This window comes from Agrobacterium rubi TR3 = NBRC 13261 (genome assembly GCF_000739935.1).
In the GTDB taxonomy this organism is placed as follows: Bacteria; Pseudomonadota; Alphaproteobacteria; order Rhizobiales; family Rhizobiaceae; genus Agrobacterium; species Agrobacterium rubi.
The window spans coordinates 142,505-164,118 of sequence record NZ_BBJU01000025.1; the positions used below are offsets into that span (position 1 = coordinate 142,505).

General features: G+C 57.1%; 20 protein-coding genes and 2 tRNA genes. 12 read left to right on the forward strand and 10 right to left on the reverse strand.

What is annotated here, in order from left to right:
* Positions 1 to 44: 44 nt before the first annotated feature.
* Positions 45 to 1,235, reverse strand: coding sequence for an aq_1923 C-terminal domain (locus RRU01S_RS19535; protein WP_045231876.1), 1,191 nt, complete (start codon positions 1,233 to 1,235; stop codon positions 45 to 47).
* A gap of 226 nt (positions 1,236 to 1,461) precedes the next feature.
* On the opposite strand from RRU01S_RS19535, the gene parC reads away from it, so the two are divergent.
* Complete coding sequence (gene parC, locus RRU01S_RS19540) at positions 1,462 to 3,741, forward strand: DNA topoisomerase IV subunit A (protein WP_045231877.1); 2,280 nt, start codon at positions 1,462 to 1,464, stop codon at positions 3,739 to 3,741.
* A 339-nt stretch (positions 3,742 to 4,080) separates the two neighbouring features.
* Here parC and RRU01S_RS19545 read toward each other — a convergent pair whose 3' ends face one another.
* A complete protein-coding gene (locus RRU01S_RS19545) occupies positions 4,081 to 4,548 on the reverse strand; it encodes a PRC-barrel domain-containing protein (RefSeq protein ID WP_045231918.1) in 468 nt (155 codons plus the stop codon).
* A 230-nt stretch (positions 4,549 to 4,778) separates the two neighbouring features.
* On the opposite strand from RRU01S_RS19545, the gene RRU01S_RS19550 reads away from it, so the two are divergent.
* Positions 4,779 to 5,831, forward strand: coding sequence for a type I restriction endonuclease (locus tag RRU01S_RS19550; protein ID WP_045231919.1), 1,053 nt, complete (start codon positions 4,779 to 4,781; stop codon positions 5,829 to 5,831).
* A gap of 48 nt (positions 5,832 to 5,879) precedes the next feature.
* On the opposite strand, the gene RRU01S_RS19555 is transcribed toward RRU01S_RS19550, so the two are convergent.
* A complete protein-coding gene (locus RRU01S_RS19555) occupies positions 5,880 to 6,836 on the reverse strand; it encodes an alpha/beta hydrolase (protein ID WP_045231878.1) in 957 nt (318 codons plus the stop codon).
* An 88-nt stretch (positions 6,837 to 6,924) separates the two neighbouring features.
* Entirely contained in the window at positions 6,925 to 9,999 is a 3,075-nt protein-coding gene (gene uvrB, locus RRU01S_RS19560) for an excinuclease ABC subunit UvrB (RefSeq protein ID WP_045231879.1), read from the reverse strand.
* Positions 10,000 to 10,249: 250 nt separating this feature from the next.
* On the opposite strand from uvrB, the gene RRU01S_RS19565 reads away from it, so the two are divergent.
* Positions 10,250 to 10,603, forward strand: a complete 354-nt coding sequence (locus tag RRU01S_RS19565; RefSeq protein ID WP_045231880.1) for a DMT family protein — start codon at positions 10,250 to 10,252, stop codon at positions 10,601 to 10,603.
* Between the two features lie 3 nt (positions 10,604 to 10,606).
* On the forward strand, positions 10,607 to 11,077 hold the full coding sequence (locus RRU01S_RS19570; RefSeq protein ID WP_081880127.1) for a GNAT family N-acetyltransferase: 471 nt from the start codon (positions 10,607 to 10,609) through the stop codon (positions 11,075 to 11,077).
* On the opposite strand, the gene RRU01S_RS19575 is transcribed toward RRU01S_RS19570, so the two are convergent.
* On the reverse strand, positions 11,074 to 11,589 hold the full coding sequence (locus tag RRU01S_RS19575) for a hypothetical protein (RefSeq protein WP_045231881.1): 516 nt from the start codon (positions 11,587 to 11,589) through the stop codon (positions 11,074 to 11,076). The two genes, RRU01S_RS19570 and RRU01S_RS19575, sit on opposite strands and share 4 nt — an antisense overlap.
* Before the next feature lie 411 nt (positions 11,590 to 12,000).
* On the opposite strand from RRU01S_RS19575, the gene RRU01S_RS19580 reads away from it, so the two are divergent.
* The 3 genes from RRU01S_RS19580 (at position 12,001) to RRU01S_RS19590 (ending at position 12,859) form a co-directional block, all read left to right on the forward strand.
* Entirely contained in the window at positions 12,001 to 12,216 is a 216-nt protein-coding gene (locus RRU01S_RS19580; RefSeq protein WP_131367808.1) for a hypothetical protein, read from the forward strand.
* Positions 12,217 to 12,220: 4 nt separating this feature from the next.
* Positions 12,221 to 12,484, forward strand: coding sequence for a YwqG family protein (locus RRU01S_RS19585; RefSeq protein WP_045231883.1), 264 nt, complete (start codon positions 12,221 to 12,223; stop codon positions 12,482 to 12,484).
* Between the two features lie 63 nt (positions 12,485 to 12,547).
* Positions 12,548 to 12,859 (forward strand): DUF1963 domain-containing protein, encoded by a 312-nt coding sequence (locus tag RRU01S_RS19590; protein ID WP_268822456.1) that lies wholly within the window; start codon positions 12,548 to 12,550, stop codon positions 12,857 to 12,859.
* A gap of 50 nt (positions 12,860 to 12,909) precedes the next feature.
* On the opposite strand, the gene RRU01S_RS19595 is transcribed toward RRU01S_RS19590, so the two are convergent.
* Both RRU01S_RS19595 and RRU01S_RS19600 read right to left on the reverse strand, forming a co-directional pair.
* Positions 12,910 to 14,328, reverse strand: a complete 1,419-nt coding sequence (locus RRU01S_RS19595; protein ID WP_045231885.1) for a PepSY-associated TM helix domain-containing protein — start codon at positions 14,326 to 14,328, stop codon at positions 12,910 to 12,912.
* A gap of 84 nt (positions 14,329 to 14,412) precedes the next feature.
* Positions 14,413 to 14,817, reverse strand: coding sequence for a DUF2946 family protein (locus RRU01S_RS19600; protein WP_045231886.1), 405 nt, complete (start codon positions 14,815 to 14,817; stop codon positions 14,413 to 14,415).
* 166 nt (positions 14,818 to 14,983) lie between these two features.
* Here RRU01S_RS19600 and RRU01S_RS19605 point away from each other — a divergent pair, with 166 nt between their 5' ends.
* Together RRU01S_RS19605 and RRU01S_RS19610 are read left to right on the forward strand one after the other, a co-directional pair.
* Positions 14,984 to 16,528 carry a DUF1800 domain-containing protein gene (locus RRU01S_RS19605; RefSeq protein WP_045231921.1) on the forward strand — a complete coding sequence of 515 codons (1,545 nt, stop codon included), beginning with the start codon at positions 14,984 to 14,986 and terminating at the stop codon, positions 16,526 to 16,528.
* A 4-nt stretch (positions 16,529 to 16,532) separates the two neighbouring features.
* Entirely contained in the window at positions 16,533 to 17,714 is a 1,182-nt protein-coding gene (locus RRU01S_RS19610; RefSeq protein WP_045231887.1) for a DUF1501 domain-containing protein, read from the forward strand.
* Between the two features lie 32 nt (positions 17,715 to 17,746).
* Here RRU01S_RS19610 and RRU01S_RS19615 read toward each other — a convergent pair whose 3' ends face one another.
* A complete protein-coding gene (locus RRU01S_RS19615) occupies positions 17,747 to 18,133 on the reverse strand; it encodes an acyl-CoA thioesterase (RefSeq protein ID WP_045231888.1) in 387 nt (128 codons plus the stop codon).
* A gap of 33 nt (positions 18,134 to 18,166) precedes the next feature.
* A complete protein-coding gene (gene rlmB / locus RRU01S_RS19620) occupies positions 18,167 to 19,048 on the reverse strand; it encodes a 23S rRNA (guanosine(2251)-2'-O)-methyltransferase RlmB (RefSeq protein ID WP_045231889.1) in 882 nt (293 codons plus the stop codon).
* A gap of 302 nt (positions 19,049 to 19,350) precedes the next feature.
* On the opposite strand from rlmB, the gene RRU01S_RS19625 reads away from it, so the two are divergent.
* The 3 genes from RRU01S_RS19625 to RRU01S_RS19635 all read left to right on the forward strand — a co-directional run bounded on the left by RRU01S_RS19625 (position 19,351) and on the right by RRU01S_RS19635 (position 20,275).
* Positions 19,351 to 19,435, forward strand: a tRNA-Tyr gene (locus RRU01S_RS19625).
* 25 nt (positions 19,436 to 19,460) lie between these two features.
* Positions 19,461 to 19,534: transfer RNA gene (locus tag RRU01S_RS19630), tRNA-Gly, on the forward strand.
* A gap of 327 nt (positions 19,535 to 19,861) precedes the next feature.
* Positions 19,862 to 20,275: a PAS domain-containing protein gene (locus tag RRU01S_RS19635; protein ID WP_045231890.1), complete on the forward strand. Its 414-nt coding sequence runs from the start codon at positions 19,862 to 19,864 to the stop codon at positions 20,273 to 20,275.
* A 350-nt stretch (positions 20,276 to 20,625) separates the two neighbouring features.
* Here the strand turns inward: RRU01S_RS19635 and RRU01S_RS19640 are convergent, their stop codons facing one another.
* Positions 20,626 to 21,255, reverse strand: a complete 630-nt coding sequence (locus tag RRU01S_RS19640; RefSeq protein ID WP_045231891.1) for a TerC family protein — start codon at positions 21,253 to 21,255, stop codon at positions 20,626 to 20,628.
* Between the last annotated feature and the right edge of the window lie 359 nt (positions 21,256 to 21,614).

The following is a 21,614-nucleotide window of genomic DNA, read 5'->3' on the forward strand; positions in this document are numbered from 1 at the left end:
GCCCCGGAGCGATCCGGGGCTTTCTTTTTGTCAATTCGGTCAGACTATTCGTTAGCCGAAACCGTCAGGCCCAGCACCTGCGGGATGGTGTTCGGTGCACCCATGGCCGCGCCCATGATCATGGGGAACGGCACTGGCTTTGCCGGTGCTGCCGAGATGGTAAAGTTCTTGGGGTCGTCGATATAGGTGTTGACGGCGGCAGACACCGCGTTCTGCAATTCCGGCACGTTGAGCTGCGCCATCATGATCGGAACCATGCCCTTGATGGTCTGCGACAGCTGCTCGCCGGTCATGCCCTGTTCGCCAGCCGCATAATCGATGGCGCGCTTGGTGATGCTGGCATCATCGAAGCTCATTTCGGCGCTGTTGAAGCTCAACTGCTGCATCAGACCCAGCATCGCAAGACCAGCGGCCTGGTCGGCCTGCTCCTTGTTGGGGTTGGCGGCCTGCGCCTTGACGGCATCCTGCATCGACTTGATGAAGTTCAGCGTGTAGCCCGAGAAACTGAAGGCCATGTTGAGACGACCGACATCCTTGAGATCGATGGCATATTCATCGACCGTCAGCGTGCCCGGTGCGATTTCCCACGAGCCGCTCATGTTCATCTCGCCACTCAGCGACTGAACCTGAAGCTTGTCGATGGCTTCCTTAGATTTCGGGTCCTGGATATTGCTGAGATCGGCCTTGAAGCCGGTGGCGTTCAGATCGAAGCTGATGGTGCTGTCATCTTCGCTCTTGGTCATCGTCGTCTTTGTTTCTTCAAGCGCGAAGGTTTCCTTGCCATCGATCTTGACCGATACGGGTCCGCTATGGGCCTCGTCATACAGCATCATCGAATCCACTTTGCCGGTGGTTGAGTCTGCTGGCACCACGATGCCGGACACGTAGATATCGCTGACGTCGACCGCGACATTTTCCTTCGCGTATTTGACGTCGTCGAAGCTCATCTTTTCGATGGTGTAGCCGCCATTATCCTCTTCCACACCATCAAGTCTGACGTTGCCGAGCGGGATGACCTGATCCTTGGGCGTGGTCGCGCTGAAGGTGACACCGCTCAGTGTGACGGTAGAACCATCGACTGCAATCGACTTCGCTGCAATTTCAGCACCCTGAACGCGATAGGCATCATTGATCTTCTTGAGCACGTCTGCGCCGTCGAGTGCAAAGGCTGGCGACGCAAAGGCGACGGCCGCAACGCCTGCGAGCAAAATATGCCGTGTAGATTGAAGTCTCATTCTGTCTCTTCCCTCGTGGATATTGGAGATAGGATTATCGAAAGCCGGAATCATGCATTTATATCCGAGGCATAGCGACGGTCTACTGCATTCGTACTTTCCAACGAATGGCCGAATTGCGGCATAAAAACAAGATTAACGAAAAATATACGTTTGACCACCGTCATCCACAGCGGAAAAGGCGCGATTCCTTGCCGGGAATCGGCATTTCGGCTAGTCAAGCGCCATGGCAAAAAATATTGTTCCTCCGTCCGGCGGAGACGACGACAACGTACTCCCGATCGACCTCAAGGCCGCGCTCGAAGAGCGCTATCTGGCCTATGCGCTGTCGACCATCATGCACCGTGCGCTGCCGGATGTTCGCGATGGCCTGAAGCCGGTCCATCGCCGCATCATTCACGCCATGAGCGAGATGGGCATCCGCCCCAACTCCGCGTTCAAGAAATGCGCCCGTATCGTCGGTGACGTCATCGGTAAGTTCCACCCGCATGGCGACCAGTCGGTCTATGATGCGCTGGTGCGTCTGGCGCAGGACTTTTCCCAGCGCTACCCGATCGTCGACGGGCAGGGCAACTTCGGCAACATCGATGGCGATGGCGCTGCCGCCTATCGTTACACAGAAGCGCGCATGACCGATGTCGCGGCGCTGCTGCTGGAAGGCATCGAGCAGGACGCCGTCGATTTTCGCCCGACCTATAACGAGGAAGACGACGAGCCTGTCGTGATGCCGGGCGCGTTTCCAAACCTTCTCGCCAACGGTTCCTCCGGCATCGCGGTTGGTATGGCGACCTCCATTCCGCCGCACAACGCCCATGAGCTTTGCGATGCAGCACTTCGGCTGATCAAGAACCCAGAAGCGAGCGTCGAGGATTTGATGTTCGATCCCGCTCACCCGGAAAAGGGCGGCATCGAGGGGCCGGATTTACCCACGGGCGGCATCATCATCGAGAGCCGCGAAAGCATGATCGAGGCCTACCGCACGGGTCGCGGTGGCTTCCGCGTTCGGGCGAAGTGGGAAATCGAAGATCTTGGCCGCGGCGGCTACCAGATCGTCATCACCGAAATTCCCTATCAGGTCCAGAAATCCCGACTGATCGAGAAGATCGCCGAACTGTTGCTGGCGCGGCGCCTGCCGCTGCTGGAAGACGTGCGCGACGAATCCGCTGAAGACGTGCGCGTGGTGCTGGTGCCGAAGAACCGCACCGTCGATGCCACGTTGCTGATGGAATCGCTGTTCCGTCTGTCCGATCTGGAAAACCGTATTCCGCTCAACATGAACGTCCTGTCCATGGGGCGTGTGCCCAAGGTCATGGCGCTGAACGAAGTGCTGAAGGAATGGCTGGACCACCGCCGCGACGTGCTGCTGCGCCGCTCGCGCTTCCGTCTGGCCGCCATCGACCGTCGCCTTGAAATTCTTGGCGGCTTCCTCATTGCTTACCTCAACATCGATGAGATCATCGCCATCATCCGTGAGGAAGATGAGCCGAAGCCGGTCATGGTTGCACGCTTCAACCTGACCGATATTCAGGCCGAAGCCATTCTCAACATGCGCCTGCGCTCTCTGCGCAAGCTGGAAGAATTCGAAATCCGCACGGAATTCGAAGGCCTGAGCAGCGAGAAGGCCGAGATCGAGTCGCTGCTGGCATCGCCGGACAAGCAGTGGAAGACCGTTGCCTGGGAAATCGAAGAGGTCAAAAAGAAATACGCCAAGGCCACCAAGCTTGGCGCCCGTCGCACTCTGTTTGCCATGGCGCCGACCGCCGATGTCGATGCCATCCAGCAGTCGATGATCGAAAAAGAACCCGTGACCATCGTCATTTCCCAGAAGGGCTGGATCAGGGCGCTGAAGGGCCATATGGCCGATACCTCTGCCCTGACCTTCAAGGAAGGCGACGGCCCGAAGCTGGCTTTCCCGGCACAGACCACGGACAAGCTGCTGCTGGTGACGACAGGCGGCAAGGCCTATACGCTGGGCGCGGACAAGCTGCCGGGCGGGCGTGGCCATGGCGAGCCAGTGCGCATCATGGTCGATATGGAAAACGATCAGGACATTCTGAGCGCCTTCGTGCATGACCCATCGCGCAAGCTGCTGCTGGCCTCCACCGCCGGCAACGGTTTCGTCATCGCGGAAACGGAAATGGTGGCCAATACCCGCAAGGGCAAGCAGATCATGAACGTCTCCATGCCGGACGAAATGAAGCTACTGGTACCTGTCACGGGCGACCACGTTGCCGTCGTTGGCGAAAACCGCAAGATGCTGACCTTCCCGCTCTCGCAAGTGCCAGAGATGTCGCGCGGCAAGGGCGTGCGCCTGCAACGCTACAAGGATGGCGGCATTTCGGACGTGAAGTGCTTCGCGCTGGCGACCGGCCTCACATGGGAAGACAGCGCTGGGCGCTCCTTCTCCAAGGTGGGCGACGAACTGCTGGAATGGATGGCCGACCGCGCCACCGCAGGCCGCACCGTGCCGAAGGGCTTCCCCCGCAGCGGCAAGTTTGGCGGGTAAGGGCAGGGCTCTCCAACCCTCTCGCCTCCACTTTCCGGTTGGAGCGGCGGGGTGGTTTGGCGGAAACACATCTACCTTTGTTACCCCGCACATGCTGCGGGGCCCAGCCGACGCGCGTCTGTGTGTTGGGAAATGGTCTTCCAGCCCAAGGACTTGGGCTGACTGGATTCCGGCTCAGGGCCGGAATGACAGAAGAAGGTTACGTGTAAAAACCCTGAGGACAAATCCGGGTTGGTTATATCTTGATAGGCTCGAACGAAAAAGCCCACCGACGATTGGACTGAACCAACTGTCGGTGGGCTTGAAGACAAGCGGAACGTTACCGCACGTCGCGTAGGATTAGTCGTCCATCTTGTCGTAGTCGAGCTTCGGAGCAGCTTCGAGCGCTTCCTTGGTCGTGTCTACGTAAGCCTTCCATGTGCCATTATCGTTGTTGATGGCAACGGAGGCCGGGTCGAGAACGACGTAGCTCTTGTCGATACCGAGGAAGCCACCGACGCTGGCAACCAGACCGATGACAGACTTGCCATCGCCGATCACGACGTCTTCGATCTCACCGATTTCCTCGTTCTTCGCATTGTAGATGTCCATGCCATCCAGCTGCGAAGCGGTGAGGTCGGTCTTCTGCACATTGACGAACTTCAAAGGACCAATTGCCTTGGTGCCCATTGTGATCCCAGGACCAGCCATCGTCGCATCAGCGCCAGCAGCCGGTGCCGCCGAAGGAGCTGTGGTCGCTGTCTGTGCGAAGGCAACAGAAGAGGTCAGAGCTGCAACGGCAGCCAGTGCGAAGATCTTGTTTTTCATGATGTTTCTTCCCTTGTATATGCTGAACATGCTGTTCGGGGGAAGAACGGGTCGGGGTGGGTTTGGTTCCTCGGCCATATGACATCGCAATATTTTTTATCTTTATTAGCATCGCTTAATTAGTTCAAAGGTTGAAACGTATGCGTAATATTTCTTTTTTAAATAGTATTTTGCGATCTTGACGTGCGGCCCGTTTTTCGCCAACCTCATATAAAATGGCAGGGGCGTTTATGAGCAGTATTGATGAAAGTCTTCGTGGTATTGCGGAGCGCGTGAAGTCTCACTCTAGTACAATGGCAACTGAGGAGGCGGTCAAAACTGCTGTTGTTTTACCATTTTTACGCGCCCTTGGTTACGACGTCTTTGATCCATCGGAAGTTGTTCCAGAATTCACTGCAGACGCTGTTGGAAAGAAGGGTGAAAAAGTTGACTACGCTATCAAGGTTGATGGTGAAATTCGCATACTTGTAGAATGTAAGCCTATTTCAGTTGCTTTAGAAAAAAAGCATCTTGACCAGCTTTACCGATATTTCAGCGTTACGAATGCAAAGTTTGCGATCTTGACGAACGGTCGAACTTTCAATTTTTACACAGACCTCGAAGCGACCAATAAACTTGATACCCGTCCCTTTTTTGTGTTCGATGTAACGGACTTCAATGCGAGTATCCTTTCCGAATTGAGGAAGTTCGAAAAAGGTGCCTTTGATGTTACTGCGATTTTGGCGACTGCGGAGCGCCTCAAATACACATCAGGCGTCAAGCAAGTTATAGCTAGGCTTATCGAAGAACCGTCCGAAGACTTTGTTAAAATCGTTTCATCGGGCGTTTATGAGGGGCGGATGACTTCTCAAGTGAAAGAGATGTTTACGGGCATAGTTCGTACAGCTTTTCGCGAGGTTATCATGGACACGGTGAAGAACCGGCTTTCCAGCGCGCTCGCTGACACCGAACAAGTTATTGAAAAGATTGACGACCCTATCGAAGATGAACCCGAAGTCGTTACGACAGAAGAGGAGCGGGAAGGGTATATGATCGTGAAAGCTATTGTAAGAGACACCATTAGCGCGAAGCGGGTGGTGATGCGCGATCAGAAATCTTACTGTGGTATTCTTATTGATAACAATAACCGAAAGCCGCTCGCTCGTTTATGGTTTAATCGGTCTGTCAAGTATATTGGGTTGTTCGACGGCGAGGTCGAGGAACGGCTTATTGTCGATAGTCTGGATAAGATCTACGAATACGCCGAGAGATTGAGGGCCACAGCGAAGTTGTATGTTGAGTAGAGGCGAATGCTTTTCAGGCCGCACACACTTTCTGTTTTGATTCCCGTGCTAATTTGAACCAAGCTCCCCATCCACAAACTTCAACGCATCAATAATCGACACCTTCCAAACATCCCACACATGATCCCCGTCCGTGATCCGCAGTTCGGATTTGCGGTTGTCGGCTTGCAGGGTTTCGTGGAGGGCGACGGCGCCGCGCCATAGGGAGAAGCCGTCGTCGTCGCCGACGGTGAGGTAGGTGGCGGGGAGGTCTTGTTTTTTGACGACGTGCTGGGCGACGGTCGTGAAGATGTTTTGTTCGTTGAAGCGTCGGGCATCGAAGGGTGTGCCGAAGGAGCCGGAGAAGTGATCGCCGGTGGAGGGAAGCACGATGCCGCTGGTGATGGTGGTGCGATCGACGCGGTGGAAGAAGGCGCTGTCCTGGATGAGTTTCAGTTCGGCGGGCGTCTTGTCAAGATCGGTCGCGGGCACGTTCTGCCAGATCGCGCCCGAGAGGCTGGCGACGGCGGCGTAAAGGTCTTCATGGGCATAGGCCAGATGCAGCGCGCCGAAGCCGCCCATGGACAGGCCGATGATGGCGCGGCCCTGTCTGTCCTTGCGCACCGGCAGGGTCTTTTCCACATGCACCCGCAGATCGCCGGTCAGCGCCGTCTCGTAATTGCCGGGGCCGCCGACATCGGCAGAATCCACATACCAGCTGTTTTTCACACCCGGCATGACGACGACAACGGGACGGATCGTGCCTGACGCGATCATGCCATCCAGCGTCTTCTGGATATTGCCCAGATCACGCCAACTGTTCTGGTCGCCATCATGGCCATGCAGCACGTAGATCACCGGCCAGCCATTGTCCGGCGGATCGCCATCCGGGCGGTAAATATTGACCGGCAGATCGGCGTTCAGAGCTTTGCTGTGGAAGGTGGCATCTGCGAGGGTACCGGCGATGCTGGCAGAGGCTGCAGATAGGAAGGCCATGACGGACAATGCCAACATTACAGCGTGCATGCTCACCTCTACCTTTCACCTTCAGTTCGCGTCCATGCCGTTTCACCGGGAAGCCCAGACCTGAAAACAGCCACGACAAGCCGGGTACTTACCGCCCCGGCCTGCCGGTCTTTCCCTTCGTGCGTCCCTTGCGTTTCTGCTCGCCGGGGTCTTCGTAAGAGCCGACGCCCACCTTGCCACGCGCGATTGGGCGGGGGTCGTCCTTGCTTCCCGCGGCGCGCTCCGGCTGGCCTTCCAGAAGAGGCGAGAAGCGCTTGCCGTCTTCACTCTTCGGCTTTGCCGGTGTGGCTCCTTTGACCGGTTTTTCCGTGCGGCCAACGGTCATTTCATCGAGGCTGTTTTTGCGGAACAGCGGCTTGGCTGTGTCGGTACCGGGGCCCATGTCGTCGAGGCTGGGTTTGGCGAAGAGCGATTTGGAGGTGCCACCCTCGTGGTTCGAGACGGCCCCTTGGACCTCCTCACCATGAGGGCTCATTGTTGCGCCGTCTTCACCATAAAGACTACCGGCACCACGGTCCTCATCCTGAGGCGCGGAGCCCGAAGAGCGGAGCCTCGAAGGATCCTTCTTTGTGCCCTTCTTGCCGCCACTCTCCAGCGACTTCGCCTCTTCCTTGGCGATGGGGTCGTCCATGGCGGCGAGTTCGGCGGCTTTGAGGCGTTTGATTTCGTCGCGCAGTCGGGCGGCTTTTTCGAAGTCGAGGTCGGCGGCGGCGTCGCGCATGGATTTTTCCAGCGCGTTGAGGTGGGCCTGCAGATTGTTGCCGACCATGTGGCCGCCATCGGCAAAGCCCTTGCCGGATGCGCCGGAGATATCGGCACGGACGTGGTCGCGCTCGTAAACGCTGTCGAGAATATCTGAAATGCGGGCCTTGACGGACTCAGGCGTGATGCCGTGTTCGGTGTTGTAGGCCACCTGCTTTTCGCGGCGGCGGCTGGTTTCTTCCATCGCCCGCTTCATGGAGCCGGTGATGTTATCCGCATAAAGAATGACCTTGCCATCGACGTTTCGCGCAGCACGACCGATGGTCTGGATGAGCGAGGTTTCAGAACGCAGAAAACCTTCCTTGTCGGCATCGAGAATGGCAACGAAGCCGCATTCGGGAATGTCGAGGCCTTCGCGCAGCAGGTTGATGCCGACAAGCACGTCGAACGCGCCCAGGCGCAGGTCACGGATGATTTCGATGCGTTCCAGCGTGTCGATGTCCGAGTGCATGTAGCGCACGCGCACGCCCTGTTCATGCAGATATTCGGTGAGGTCTTCGGCCATGCGTTTCGTTAGCACGGTGACGAGGGTGCGGTATCCCTTGGCCGCGGTTTCGCGGATTTCGCCGAGCACGTCATCCACCTGACTGCGGGCCGAGCGGATTTCGACCGGCGGATCAATGAGGCCCGTGGGGCGGATGACCTGTTCGGCAAAGACGCCGCCGGACTGTTCCATTTCCCAATTGCCGGGGGTGGCCGAAACGGCGACCGTCGGTGGGCGCATGGCGTCCCACTCCTCGAAGCGCAGCGGGCGGTTGTCCATGCAGGACGGCAGGCGGAAGCCATATTCGGCCAGCGTCGCCTTGCGCCTGAAGTCGCCCCGGTACATGCCGCCGATCTGGCTGACGGAGACGTGGCTCTCATCGATGAACAGAAGGGCGTTGTCGGGGATGTATTCGAACAAAGTCGGCGGCGGTTCGCCGGGATTGCGGCCGGTGAGATAGCGCGAATAGTTCTCGATACCAGCGCAGGAGCCGGTGGCCTCCAGCATTTCGATGTCGTAGCGGGTGCGCTGTTCCAGCCGCTGCGCTTCCAGCAGGCGTCCGGCCTTTTCCAGCTCGGCAAGGCGGCCTTTCAGCTCTTCCTTGATGGAGCGAATGGCGCCGTTCAGCGTGGGGCGTGGCGTGACATAGTGCGAGTTCGCGTAAATCTTGACCGATTGCAGATCGCCGGTCTTCTGGCCGGTGAGCGGATCGAATTCAGTGATGCTATCGATCTCATCGCCGAACATGGAGATGCGCCACGCGGCATCTTCCAAGTGGGCGGGGAAGATTTCGATGGTATCGCCACGCACGCGAAACGAGCCGCGCTGGAAATCCATATCGCGGCGTTTATATTGCTGGGCCACGAGATCGGCCAGCAACTGCCGCTGGTCCAGCCTGTCACCAATCGCCATCTGGAAGGTCATGGCGGTATAGGTTTCCACCGAGCCGATACCGTAGATGCAGGACACCGAGGCGACGATGATGCAATCATCCCGCTCCAGCAGCGAGCGGGTGGCGGAGTGGCGCATGCGGTCGATCTGTTCGTTGATCGAAGATTCTTTTTCGATGAAGGTATCCGAGCGCGGCACATAGGCTTCCGGCTGGTAATAATCGTAGTAGGAGACGAAATATTCCACCGCATTGTCGGGGAAGAAGTTCTTGAATTCCGAATAGAGCTGCGCCGCCAGCGTCTTGTTGGGCGCGAGAATGACGGCGGGGCGCTGGGTGGCCTCGATGACTTTGGCCATGGTGAAGGTCTTGCCGGAGCCGGTAACGCCGAGCAGCACCTGGGAGCGCTCGCCGGAATTGATGCCCTCGACAAGATCGGCAATCGCCGTGGGCTGATCGCCCGCCGGTTCGAAATCCGACTGCATGCGGATGGTGATGCCGCCTTCGGATTTGGCCGGACGGGCAGGGCGGTGCGGCGTCCACATCTTGCCGTCCTTGAACAGCGGATTGCCGCTTTCAATCAGGGCAGACAAGGCTTCCACAGTGGCAGTGACCGCGCCGGTGGCGAGGTTTTCGGCGTCCTCAAGGCTAACATCCATGCCCGCGACAGGGTTCAAGCCAGCGGCGGCACGGGTTTTCGGATCGTTGGAAGCCCCAATGGACACGCCGCGCGATGTCTTCTGCGCGGTGGCCTTCTTGTTGACGCTCCCGCCGCTCTTGGCCTTCTCGGCCTCATCGATCGCCTGTTTGCGTGCCTCGATCTCGATCTTCTTGCGGTGCTTGCCCGCTTTCGACGCGACCTCACGCTGGGTCTCGACAGAAGACGCCTCGGCGTCTGCCTCCAACTGCTTCACCCAATCGGAAACGCTGCCGGACAGCGGCGCGCCTTCGAACGGTGCCTGCGGCATTTCTGCGAAGCCATCGGAGCGGGAGGTCTTATCGGGAGATTTTTTGGGTGATCTGGCCATGGTCGGAATATGGAGAGAGTCCGATTGAAAGGAAAGGGGCGGGGTCGAAAAAATGAGTACAAACAGGAAACGTTGGACGTTCGGGAACCTGTTGCGAAGTTTTGCGTTCTTCACGCGCTCTCACAATCTGGTGAAGCGCGCGTCAAAAATCCTGTTCCCGTTTGCTGCGTCCTGCGCTAAGCAATACGCCGCAAGCCGGAACTGGTTCCCCCTTGCAGTCAGTTTTCCCTCCCAATTTCAAAGGTCTGTCATGCCTTTTTCCATAACCCCTGCGCACATCTGGCCGGTTATTATGTTGATTGCCTCGAATGTCTTCATGACCTTCGCATGGTATGGACATCTCAAGCACAAGGGCAGCGTGCTGTTCTTCGCGATCATGACGAGTTGGGGGATCGCTTTCTTCGAATACTGCCTTGCTGTTCCAGCCAACCGCATGGGCTCCGAGGTTTACTCCACCGCGCAGTTGAAGACGATGCAGGAAGTCATTACGCTGACGGTCTTCGCGCTGTTCTCGGTGTTTTGGCTGAAGGAAAGCCTGACGATCAACCACGTGATCGGCTTCGCCCTGATCGCATTCGGCGCGTCGTTCCTGTTCAAGTCTTGATCCATGTTGAAAATCCGGACGGCGACACTGGAAGACGCCGCGGCGATGACCGCGGTGCAGAACGAGATATTCGCGGCCGGTCTGCGCAAGACGCCGCGGGATATAGAGACAATCCTTAAAGTCTATCTCCAGCGCGAAGACAGCATCGAATGCACAGTCGCCGAAAACGCTGAAGGCCGAATTCTCGGCTTTCAGTCTCTGACCCACGCCAGACCCGGCAATCCTTACGGCGTCGCGGAAGGTTGGGGCATCATCGGCACTCATGTCAGCCCGGCTGCTGCCCGCCAGGGCGTCGGTTCAGCATTGTTTCGTGCGACCTTGGCGGCTGCCAAAGCTGCCGGGCTAGAGAACATCGATGCGAGCATCGGCGCGGATAATCTGCTGGGCCAAGCTTACTATGAGGCGATGGGCTTTCGGACGTATCGGACGCCGGAGGGTCTAGTGTGTAAGGTTTATAGGGTCGATCAGATTTAAGGTAGTAAGATCAGGGCAGCTATCATCGCCAAGGGAAGCACGTGGACTCGGCTGACAATTGGGCCATGGGTGCTGATTGTCAAAAGCTTTGCGAGCATATGATGCGGTAGGTAAAGGGCCAGATAGTAAGCCGATATCGTGAGCAACACGGTTACACCTTCGACGAGCCTATGGCCCTCCATCTCAGGCCGCATCATTGCGATGACAGTGCCAAGGACGAGCAAAATCGAGACGACCGAGGGCAAGATTAAACTGCTCTTCTTTACCACGGCTCTTTCCGAGGGTGGTGTGTGATAGTGGCGTGTGGCTTCGACCGCGTAAAACCCGACAACGGGAGTGACGACGACAGAGAATATCCGGGCGATCTTGTTCCACGTCGCATCGTCAGATTTCCAAGTCTCCATTGAAAATTTTACGATCCAGAAGATGTGGGCAGCGAGTAAGATGTGGAGCGTCCACATGCCAATAAGCATCAAAATCAAGACGCCGCCTATGCCAGCTCCTAAGAACAAGCCAATCTCCTTCTTGAAACAACTTTACCGACAGCTCTTATCGAACTAGGTTTCCATTGACGTTTCAACAGCTTTGATATGTGTTTTTTGAGGGAGAACAATGAGGTTTGGACTCATCTTGCTGAGTGCCATTGCGACTGCTCTCCCAATTAATGGAAGTTTCGCCAAAACGATGGAAACGATCCAGCTTCCGCAATCACGCGACGACCTTGCCAGTCGATTGAAGCAGGCAGGGATTTCTGCCACTGGCACCAAAAGCATCTTGACGCTGGCGAGAGACGCGCGGGTTCTGGATACGACATCAGAAGATGAGGGCCGAATTGCGATGGTGCGAGCAAATTCGGTGGGCGGCCCGACTTGCCGGACACTATGCCATGGCCGGTGCGACCTGCGTATGAAGACGGTGCGGAGATGGCAGGTGAGCTGGAAACAGAGGCTGCTAATCTTTATGCCGATGCCGGTATGGTGCCGCCATGGATGGGTAAAGAGGGGCAAGCGTTTCTCGACGCGCGGAAGAAATTCAATGCGGAGGTGAATGCACGGACCTTGGCACTCTTCAAGGAAGCAGACGTTGATCTGAAAGGGACCGATCTAAACAGGATATTTCATCGCGCAGATCGATCTTGAAGTCATGGCGCAGAAGCCGGGGTTTGATTCCGATCTGCCGGGACAAGGCAGGTTGTTGTTTTTCTACGACCTGCCGCAGATACCGGCGGGCTTTAAGCCACAGTCTCGGGCCGGATGGCAGATCATTTACGATGAAACGCAGCGCGAAAAGCTCAAACGGGTCGATATTCCATCCGCGCTGATCGATTTCCCGGCCATAGCGGCTCTTCGTCCCATGTCCGTGACGAGCCGGGCGATCGTCAGCACCATTCCGATTGCCAGTACCTAATGGGACGTTCTGCAACCGGCAACAGGTCATGACGAACAAACCTATCATGAGTGGCTTTATTCTCTGGGGTGGCCGACCGAGGATGGTGGCGGTAATCATCAACTTGGCGGCTGGCCGCGCGCCATTCAATCCAGCATGCAATCCCAAGGCCAACTGGCGTCGAATGGTATCTATGCCGGAACGTCCGACGCTTACGCGAGCGATGCCGCCAAGGCCCTCCTCAAACACGCAGGCGACTGGCAACTGGTTCTTCAAATTGGAAGCGATAAAGCCGCAGGAAACGAGTTGCCCGGAGCCATCTATGTGCTGATGAAAAAGGACGATCTGAAACACCGTCGCTTCGAGAAGGCATGGGTCGTCTACGAACAGGATTGAGCATTACATCGCATGGTTGGAATGGCCGGGATCGCTCCCGGCTTCCGTTTTCAAACTGCTCTCTGCTTACTCACTTTTTGCGCCGCCAGATCAAGCACCAGCATCACCAGCAAACTCACGCCCACCAACGGAAAGATCACGCCGCCAATGGCAAGCAGTGCGATCAGTGCGCGCAGCACGCGTTTTTCCTGTGGCAGTGGCGGTACGCCCATCGAACCCTTCGGGCGGCGTTTCCACCACATGATGCCGCCGGAGACGGCGAGGAGGACGATGCCGAGACAGGCGAGGGCGAGGATGATCTGGTTGGCCAAGCCATATTGCTGGCCCATATGGACGTTGATGCCCCATTCCAGACCTTTGCCAAGTGGGCCGTAATCGGCATAGCTCATATCGATCAGCGGTTCGCCGCTATATTGATCGAGATGGACGACGCGCTGTTTCGAGAGATCGTCCGGGTAGACGGAGCCGCTATAGACGCCGGTGGGCGTGGTGGGCAGGGCGATGGTGTAGCCGGGCTGGAGGCCGAGTTCATTGAAGCGTGCGACGGCCTTGTCGATGCCGATCGGTGGCATGGACGGTTGGTCGTCCATCGGTGCCATATCGTTCGCCATGTCCATATGCTGGCCGTGGTCATGGGTGCTGGATTCTGGAATTTGCGCCTGTTCAAGCGACCATGACGTTTTGGCCACGTCGTTCAGATGCTGCCCGGACATGGGCACATCGGTACGCACACCCGCCGGATATCCCAAATTGCTGCCATTGGCCCATTCATTGACCTTGGCGCCCCACACGCCGGACCATGGCATGCCGGTGATGGCGAGGAAGACAATGAAGACCCCGACGAAGATGCCCGTCACGGCATGTGTGTCGCGCCAGAAGACGCGCTTTTTCGGCGTGCCGCGCACGGTGATGACGCCGCCGGTCTGCCTGCGGGGCCACCAGAGATAAATGCCCGTCGCCACGAGAAGGATGGACCAGCCAGCCGCGATCTCGATGAAGTAGCGGGCGAAGGTACCAAAATATTTGAGGCTGTGGATATAACGGATGGTCCACATGACGGTGCCGCGATCCGGCAGCGAGCCGAGTGTCTGGCCCGTATAGGTATTGACGTAGACAGCCCGTTTCCCCTCTGAAGTATTGACGGTGATTTCCGTTGATGCGCGAGGATCGGAGGGCGTTGTGTATTTCACCGCGGTTCCCGGAACCGAGGCCAGTGCCGACGCAATGACGGCAGACGGTTTTGCCGGGCTTACGTTTTGCACCGCTTCGATGCGCTTCAGATCGGCATGGATGACGTTGTCGATCTCATCCTTGAACAGATAAAGCCCGCCGGTGATGGCGAGAGATATCAGGAAGGGCAAAACGAACAGGCCAGCGTAAAAATGCCAGCGCCAGACGGCACGGTAGAGGTCGATGGAAGAGGATTGCGCAGTTGCGCGCTCCACTTGGTAAGAGGTTGTCACGGACATGAGATGTCTCCGCAAGACGATGAGATGGCTGGCTGAAGCGGGCGCACGGCATAGCGGTGCGTGTCTCAAGCCGGTTTGGTAATCTCAGGACTGCGGAACGAGAGGAGGCGCGCGCGGCTGCGATTCGCGATTGGGCGGCGCAGGCGGCAGATGCGCAGCGTGGTGAAGAAATGCGACGTCCACCTTCGGGACGATGCCGGCTGTGATTTCCGTGGGCGTGACCAGCAGCGCGACGGCAGAAGCGGAGGCCAGACGGCAAAGCGTGCCGCAGCAATTGTCGGCGAGCTTGGTGCCGGTGTCCTGTTTGCCGGTTGCGCCCGCAGGCGTGTGGCTGGAACAGATGACCTCATCCGCCGAAAGCGCCATCGCAGCCATGCTGCCATTGGCAACACCGTTCGCAAGCCCTTGCAGCAAAAACAGCAAAAGCGCCAGCATGGCGACAGCGCCAGCCGAACTGCGGTCCTGCATGATTTTGCGAACGAACTTCATGGCACAATTCACTGCCACAGTTCTTTTGCGATGTCACCGCGGCATTCTGTGCATGCCGATGAATTACAAATTGTCCATGTCGGAAAAACACCATTCTTTTGCAGCTTTTTTGCCGGAATTGGGGAGGATTTTTCGTGCCATCTTATTGTTGGCTGGAGTGGCTGAAATGGCTCCTTTTTCTCCAACGATGGCGGCGATCCGCTATGGCTATGGGCTCTCACCCGGCCAGGTACTGAACCGAAATCTGGACGACCTGTTGGTGCAGCTTGCTGATGCGCCGTTGAAGGAACCGTTTTTCCCTGTTGGCGGTGCGTTCGAAGCGCGGCAGCGTTCAGACGAACTCGCAGACAGGCTTATCGCGACCAGCGCCGGTAAGAACGGCGGTGAGTTGGATCGTGACGGCCGTAAACTGATCCAGCAGAAAGCCGAACAGAGTTTTCAGCGCGACAGCATGGCGCGGGTCATGCAGGCCGTGTTTTCGCCCTATGGCTTCCACGAGCGGCTTGCTTCCTTTTGGGTCGACCACTTCTCCGTCAATGCCCGCAAGGCGGTGCCGATGCGCCTCATCACCCCGCTTTACGAGGTCGAGGCCATCAGACCGCATCTAGCGGGTCCGTTCCGCGATCTCTTGCAGGCAGCGGTGCTGCATCCCGCCATGTTGATTTATCTGGATCAGAACCGCTCGACAGGTCCTGAATCGGCTGCGGCTGCCAAGAGCAAGCGCGGCCTCAATGAAAATCTTGGTCGGGAATTGCTCGAACTTCACACCATGGGCGCTGGTAGCGGTTACACGCAGTCCGATGTACGGTCCGCAGCGCTTGTTCTGACCGGCATGACTGTCGATGACCGCAACGAGATGCTGTTTCGCCCCAACATGGCAGAACCCGGTCAGATCAAGGTCCTTGGTATGTCCTATGGCGGCGATAAGCGTACGGCGGATGATTGTATCGATATGCTGGACGATCTGGCGACGCGGCCAGAGACGGCGGTGCATGTCTGTCGCAAACTGTGCGCGCATTTCATAGCCGACGAGGTCCCACCCGATGTGCTCTCGGCGATGGTGGATGAGTGGAAGGTGAGCAAGGGCAATCTCGTTAAAGTCTATGCCGCCATGCTCAACCACCCCCGCGCATGGTCTGATCCAGGACGCAAAATGAAGCTGCCTTTCGACTATGTCGTTTCCGGGCTACGGGCTTTCGGCATCACGCAAAAGAACTGGCAGGAAAGATTGTCTCCAGTCGGTGACGAAGACGTTGTGCTGGCTGCTAACGCCGTGCCGCAAGCGATGACAGGCGATATGAGCGCCATTAAGTCGGGCGGCGATCAAATGACAGCGCAATCGCCTGACCCTGGCATGAAGGCAAACGCAGAGCCGCCGCCGCAGAAGCCGAAACCCAAGCAGAGCTTGGCCCGTACCCTGACGCTGGCATCGCTGCGGCGCATGGGGCAGCCCGTGTGGCAGCCGCCAAGTCCGGCCGGGTTTGAGGAAGGTGTCGCATCTTGGTTGTCCCCCAGTCAGATGAGCGAGCGCATTCTATGGGCGCGAAAAGCCTCCGATTCACTGGGTGGAGACATGGAGCCGAAGCGGCTTCTGGAGGTGGCGATGGCCGACATGGCGCGTGACGATACCATCCGCGTCGTAAGCCAGGCACCGAGCCGCGTCAGCGGCATGACGCTTGCGCTGTCTTCGCCAGAATTCAACAGGAGATAAGACGATGGCGTTGTCTCAGGATATGTTGATCAGCCGCCGCAGTTTTCTGGCGACCGCCTGTTGCGCGGCAGCGCTACCGGCCTTTTCTCCGGTCAGCTTTGCGGCTATGCCCGGCGACAATCGCTTTGTGACGATCATTCTGCGCGGCGCGATGGACGGGCTCGATCTTGTTCAGCCCTACGGCGACGCGGCATTTGCCGGCTTCCGTCCGACGCTGGCTTTGACGCCGGACACGGGGCTTATCGATCTCGACGGCCATTTCGGGTTAAACCCGGCGGCCCAACCCTTGATGCCTTTGTGGCAAAGCAAGGAGCTTGCCTTTGTTCACGCCGTCTCCACGCCTTACAGAGACGAGCGCAGCCACTTCGATGGGCAGGATATTCTCGAAAGCGGCGCCAACCACGTGCATGGCGAACGGACCGGTTGGCTGAACAGGGCCCTGTCCACCATTCCACGCTCCAATGACCGCAAGGCGATCGACATCAACACCTCGATGGAACTCATTCTTGCAGGGCCAAACGAAGCCGATGTCTGGGCCTCCACGTCCGATATGACGATGGGAGCGGATGACGTTGCCTTCTTCAAACGTCTCTATGCCAATGATCCGGATTTCAACCGGGTGCTGGTGGAAGCCTTGCGCACGGATATGTCCGCCGAGCAATTGTTTCAGGATCAGAAGCGCGGGGAGGGCATTCGCGATGTTGCCAAGCTTGCCGGTGGCCTGCTGCGCGAAGACTACCGGATCGCTGCCTTTTCCGTCGATGGTTGGGACACGCATGCGGGTCAGAAAGGCCAGTTCGCGCGCACGGTCAAGGACCTCACCATCGCACTGACGACGCTGAAAGATGCGTTGGGACCAGATGTCTGGAAAAAGACGGTGGTGCTGGCCATGACGGAGTTCGGACGCACAGTGCGTGAAAACGGCACCGAGGGAACGGACCATGGTACCGGCGGTGTGGCCATCCTGGCCGGAGGCGGCATAGATGGCGGTCGCGTGCTGGGCAACTGGCCGGGGCTTGCCGAAGGCAAGCTGTTAGACAACCGCGATCTGATGCCGACCGGCGATGTGCGTGAGCTCGCAGCCGCGATGCTCTATCGACAATTCGATGTGGGCAGCGAAGCGCTCACCAATGGCGTCTTTCCGGGCCTCAGTTTCGACAGGTCGTCCGCCTATCTCAAGGTTTGACCGGACAAGACTTTGAGCCTTTATCCAGCCGGTTAGAGCTTCGCAATCGGGGTTGGCTTTCCGTGCTCGTCCATCGCCACCATGATGAACGTACCGGCCGTCACTTTCTCCAGAGCATCATAGCGCGACCGCTGTGCCCAAGCTTCGACGGTGAGGGTGATCGAGGTGCGGCCGACGCGGGCGATTTCCGTGTAGATGGATAGCGTATCGCCAATCTTCACGGGTAGCTCGAATGCCATTTCCTTGACCGCTGCCGTCACCACACGACAGCGCGCCCGTTCGGCGGCACGAATGCCGCTCGCCAAGTCCATCTGCGACATGACCCAACCACCGAAAATATCGCCTGCCGGATTTGCGTCCGCTGGCATGGCAAGTGTGCGAAGGGTGAGTTCGCCGGTGGGTTTGATCATGTCTGGCATTGTTTCTCCAATAGAAGGGTTGGTCGGGTGTGTTTATCTCTTGGCCAAAAACTGGCCGGTCGCATAAAGGGCAATCGCGGCTGCATTCGATACGTTGAGCGATTTGATTTCGCCGGGCATATCCAGCCGCGCCAATGCAGATACGGTTTCGCGTGTCTTCTGACGCAGGCCCTTGCCCTCGGCACCCAGAACCAGCGCGATCTTGTCACCACTGAAGGTCTGCTCGATGGGGGCAGGGCCGTCCGAATCCAGTCCGATTGATGTGAAGCCGAGCTTGTGCAACTCACCCAGCGCGTCGGACAGGTTGGTGATCTGGATATAGGGGATCATCTCCAGTGCGCCGGAAGCGGACTTTGCCAATACGCCTGACTCGGTCGGGCTGTGACGCATGGTGGTAATCAGTGCACCGGCATTGAAGGCAACAGCCGAACGCATGATCGCGCCGACATTGTGGGGATCGGTCACCTGATCCAGCACCAGAATGAGGGGGCTGTCTTTTAGCGCTGAAAGCTTGCGCACGGGCAGAGGCTTCGTCTCCAGCATGACACCTTGGTGGATGGCATCGGGGCCGAGAACCTTGTCGATATCCTGCGGCGAAACCATTTCCACCGGGAAAGACTGTTCTTCCGCCGTGCCGATTTCCAGACGCGCAAGCGCATTCATGGTCACCGACAGTTTGACGATCTGGCGTTCCTTGTTGGCAATCGCGGCCCGCACCGTATGCAGGCCATAAAGATGAACCTGATCGGGCGCCAGTTGCGGTGCCTTCCAGTCTTCGCCGCCGCGCGGCTTGCGCTTTGGAAATGCAGGGGTGGGAATTTCGCCACGCTCTCTCTTGGCATCGCGAACCTGACGGCGCAGCGTTGCGTAGTGAGTGTCGCGGGTGGATTTTTCGTTGGGATCGTCTTTGCTCATGCCGTCTTATATCGTCAGCAATGCGCAAGCACCAGTCCCTCACGATGCTTCGCGCGTCCATCACGCCGCAGTTTCAGCCGTTTCGGCAGAGGCTTGGTGCAAATCCGCCGGGCACCGTCATGCGACACTCTTCGGTAATCCACAGGCCTATGACTCTGTTCGCATTTTTCGCAAATTTTCGTCACACATCGTGTTGACAGACGCGGCGAGGGCAGTCATATACGCGGCCACAGACGACGGAACGGCAATGCGCCGAACCAGAAATCTGGTTAAGCTTGGTCGCTTGATCCTCGCAGAATACTGGAGGAATGCCCGAGTGGTTAAAGGGGACGGACTGTAAATCCGTTGGCTCAGCCTACGTTGGTTCAAATCCAACTTCCTCCACCATTCTGCACGGATCGAACTCACCACCGCGGGTATAGCTCAATGGTAGAGCAGCAGCCTTCCAAGCTGAATACGCGGGTTCGATTCCCGCTACCCGCTCCATCTCAATACCCCATAACCGTTCATTCGCTTAGAATTGGCACGTTTGGTCGCTAATACATGTTACTTCCGATTTTTTCATCTTAGCGTTGCAGAATTATTATTAATCCGCGATGATTGTAAAAATACTCGGAATGAGTCTTTTTCCAGCTTTCAGTATGCCATGAGCATGCCTTCCAGGCGTTTTTTAATTTGTAAAAAATAGGCGAGGGACGGAACCAATTGACGCTTGCCTTGTTTGGTTAAAAAAACATGGTTTTGCCTTAATTAGTGGTTCCCAGATACCACAAAACCATGCATATTTGCTAAAAAATAAACCAAGGATTGAAGATGACAGAAAGCGCCCCCTTGCAACGTTATGTCTCGATGAACCTCGGTGGATTTTACGTTTGGGATCTCGCGCAAAACCTGTTTTGGGCAGACGAGACCTTTGCAAAGATCATGGGTTTCGTTCCCGAGGAGTTGGACGGCGGTCTACCAGTGGAATCGATGATGCCGCTCATCCATGAAGATGATCAGCCACACGTCGTGCGCGGTATAAAGAATTCCGTTCTGTCCGGCGAGCCGTTCGAAATGGTCTATCGCATCCGACGCGGCGATGCTTTTGCAAAAATTACGGAGATCGGGAAATGCTATCGTTATGTGGACGGCGTCGCGACGCTGTTTAGCGGTGTCGTGTTCGAAAGTTCATATCCAACCGATGTCGATGCATCCAACGGAAACATGCCGACCGCCGCGGTGTAGTGCGACGAATTGGGCCGGATATTCAGTTTATACCCCGTAAAGCATTCCCAGGACAAAGATTGCTGCGACAACAGCGCCTGCGGTAAGGCAAAGCTTCAAGAGGCGAAAGCGGCGGACACGTCCGCCAGACCAATCATAAGCCATTGTTCAGACAACCTTTATCGTTATTATTCTGTCCAAAGTCATGGCTGTCTATGCTTGCCTTAAGCTGGCGGCAACCATAAAAATCCACGGGCAATTTTTGCGGCTTGTGATCGCCGTTCCTTTGGTTGGTGCAAATCGCACAGATCGAGTGCGGATGCTCGAATCAAAAGAGCCCGAAAATCCGGGCTCTCCAATGTCTTTGTTGCTCAGCCCAAATAGGGTTGAACATAAGGCCAGACTTCGACTACGCCGTGGTAAAGCATATTGAGCGCCACATAGACGATGACCAGAAGGCCGACATATGAGATCCAGCGGTAGCGGTGCAGGAGCTTGGCGACAAAGTTTGCAGCAAGACCCATTAGCGCGATAGAGACGACAAGCCCGATGATCAACACCGTGACGTGGTCTTGCGCCGCACCGGCGACGGCAAGAACATTGTCGAGCGACATGGAGACGTCGGCGATGACGATCTGTGTCGCAGCTTGAAAGAAGGTCTTGTGACCCTTCGTCAGATCAGCCTCGTCGTTTTCGACTTCGCCTGACGTGTCGCCCTGTTCGCGCAGTTCGCTCCACATCTTCCAGCAGACCCAGGCCAGAAGCAGGCCGCCGAAAAGCTGAAGGCCAACGATGGCGAGAAGCTGTACCGTCAGTGCTGCAAAGGCTATGCGCAGAACCGTTGCAGCGATGATGCCGACGAGGATCGCTTTGCGGCGCATATGTGCGGGCAGGCCCGCCGCTGCAAGACCGATGACGATGGCGTTGTCACCTGCTAGAACGAGGTCGATGGCGATGACCTGAAGAAACGCCGTAAAACCGGCGGCCGTAAAAATTTCCATTTTAGATCCCGAAGCGGATGAGAATTGGTGCCGCGGGAGAAGACGGCTTTGAGGGCGGACATGCACGTGCGGCGATAATGCCGCCGGTCGCCTGTCCCCACAGCGCGACCGTCATGTCAATATGACAGGAATCACATCGTCGTAAAGAGTTCGTGTTCGATCATACAAGCATCCGTATATAAGGATGACGTTGACTGTTTCAGTTCTGCGCACCATATGCAGCCCATCATGTCGCTTTTGGTAGCGCAAAAGGTGCGCTCGCAATTAAGTCTTGCGCATTGGCTTGCAAAGCCTTAAACGGCGACACCAAACCGGTTCGCCGGGGAAACTACTTCACGTTCACAGGAAGCAATTCACAT

Coding starts and splice junctions, on each gene's coding strand:
- RRU01S_RS19615 (WP_045231888.1), bottom strand. CDS start 18,133: ATGCCAGACATGATCAAACCCACCGGCGAACTCACCCTTCGCACACTT.
- RRU01S_RS19640 (WP_045231891.1), bottom strand. CDS start 21,255: ATGGAAATTTTTACGGCCGCCGGTTTTACGGCGTTTCTTCAGGTCATC.
- RRU01S_RS19595 (WP_045231885.1), bottom strand. CDS start 14,328: ATGTCCGTGACAACCTCTTACCAAGTGGAGCGCGCAACTGCGCAATCC.
- parC (WP_045231877.1), top strand. CDS start 1,462: ATGGCAAAAAATATTGTTCCTCCGTCCGGCGGAGACGACGACAACGTA.
- RRU01S_RS19555 (WP_045231878.1), bottom strand. CDS start 6,836: ATGCACGCTGTAATGTTGGCATTGTCCGTCATGGCCTTCCTATCTGCA.
- RRU01S_RS19550 (WP_045231919.1), top strand. CDS start 4,779: ATGAGCAGTATTGATGAAAGTCTTCGTGGTATTGCGGAGCGCGTGAAG.
- RRU01S_RS19585 (WP_045231883.1), top strand. CDS start 12,221: ATGGCGCAGAAGCCGGGGTTTGATTCCGATCTGCCGGGACAAGGCAGG.
- RRU01S_RS19580 (WP_131367808.1), top strand. CDS start 12,001: ATGGCAGGTGAGCTGGAAACAGAGGCTGCTAATCTTTATGCCGATGCC.
- RRU01S_RS19635 (WP_045231890.1), top strand. CDS start 19,862: ATGACAGAAAGCGCCCCCTTGCAACGTTATGTCTCGATGAACCTCGGT.
- rlmB (WP_045231889.1), bottom strand. CDS start 19,048: ATGAGCAAAGACGATCCCAACGAAAAATCCACCCGCGACACTCACTAC.
- RRU01S_RS19605 (WP_045231921.1), top strand. CDS start 14,984: ATGGCTCCTTTTTCTCCAACGATGGCGGCGATCCGCTATGGCTATGGG.
- uvrB (WP_045231879.1), bottom strand. CDS start 9,999: ATGGCCAGATCACCCAAAAAATCTCCCGATAAGACCTCCCGCTCCGAT.
- RRU01S_RS19570 (WP_081880127.1), top strand. CDS start 10,607: ATGTTGAAAATCCGGACGGCGACACTGGAAGACGCCGCGGCGATGACC.
- RRU01S_RS19610 (WP_045231887.1), top strand. CDS start 16,533: ATGGCGTTGTCTCAGGATATGTTGATCAGCCGCCGCAGTTTTCTGGCG.
- RRU01S_RS19535 (WP_045231876.1), bottom strand. CDS start 1,235: ATGAGACTTCAATCTACACGGCATATTTTGCTCGCAGGCGTTGCGGCC.
- RRU01S_RS19545 (WP_045231918.1), bottom strand. CDS start 4,548: ATGAAAAACAAGATCTTCGCACTGGCTGCCGTTGCAGCTCTGACCTCT.
- RRU01S_RS19565 (WP_045231880.1), top strand. CDS start 10,250: ATGCCTTTTTCCATAACCCCTGCGCACATCTGGCCGGTTATTATGTTG.
- RRU01S_RS19600 (WP_045231886.1), bottom strand. CDS start 14,817: ATGAAGTTCGTTCGCAAAATCATGCAGGACCGCAGTTCGGCTGGCGCT.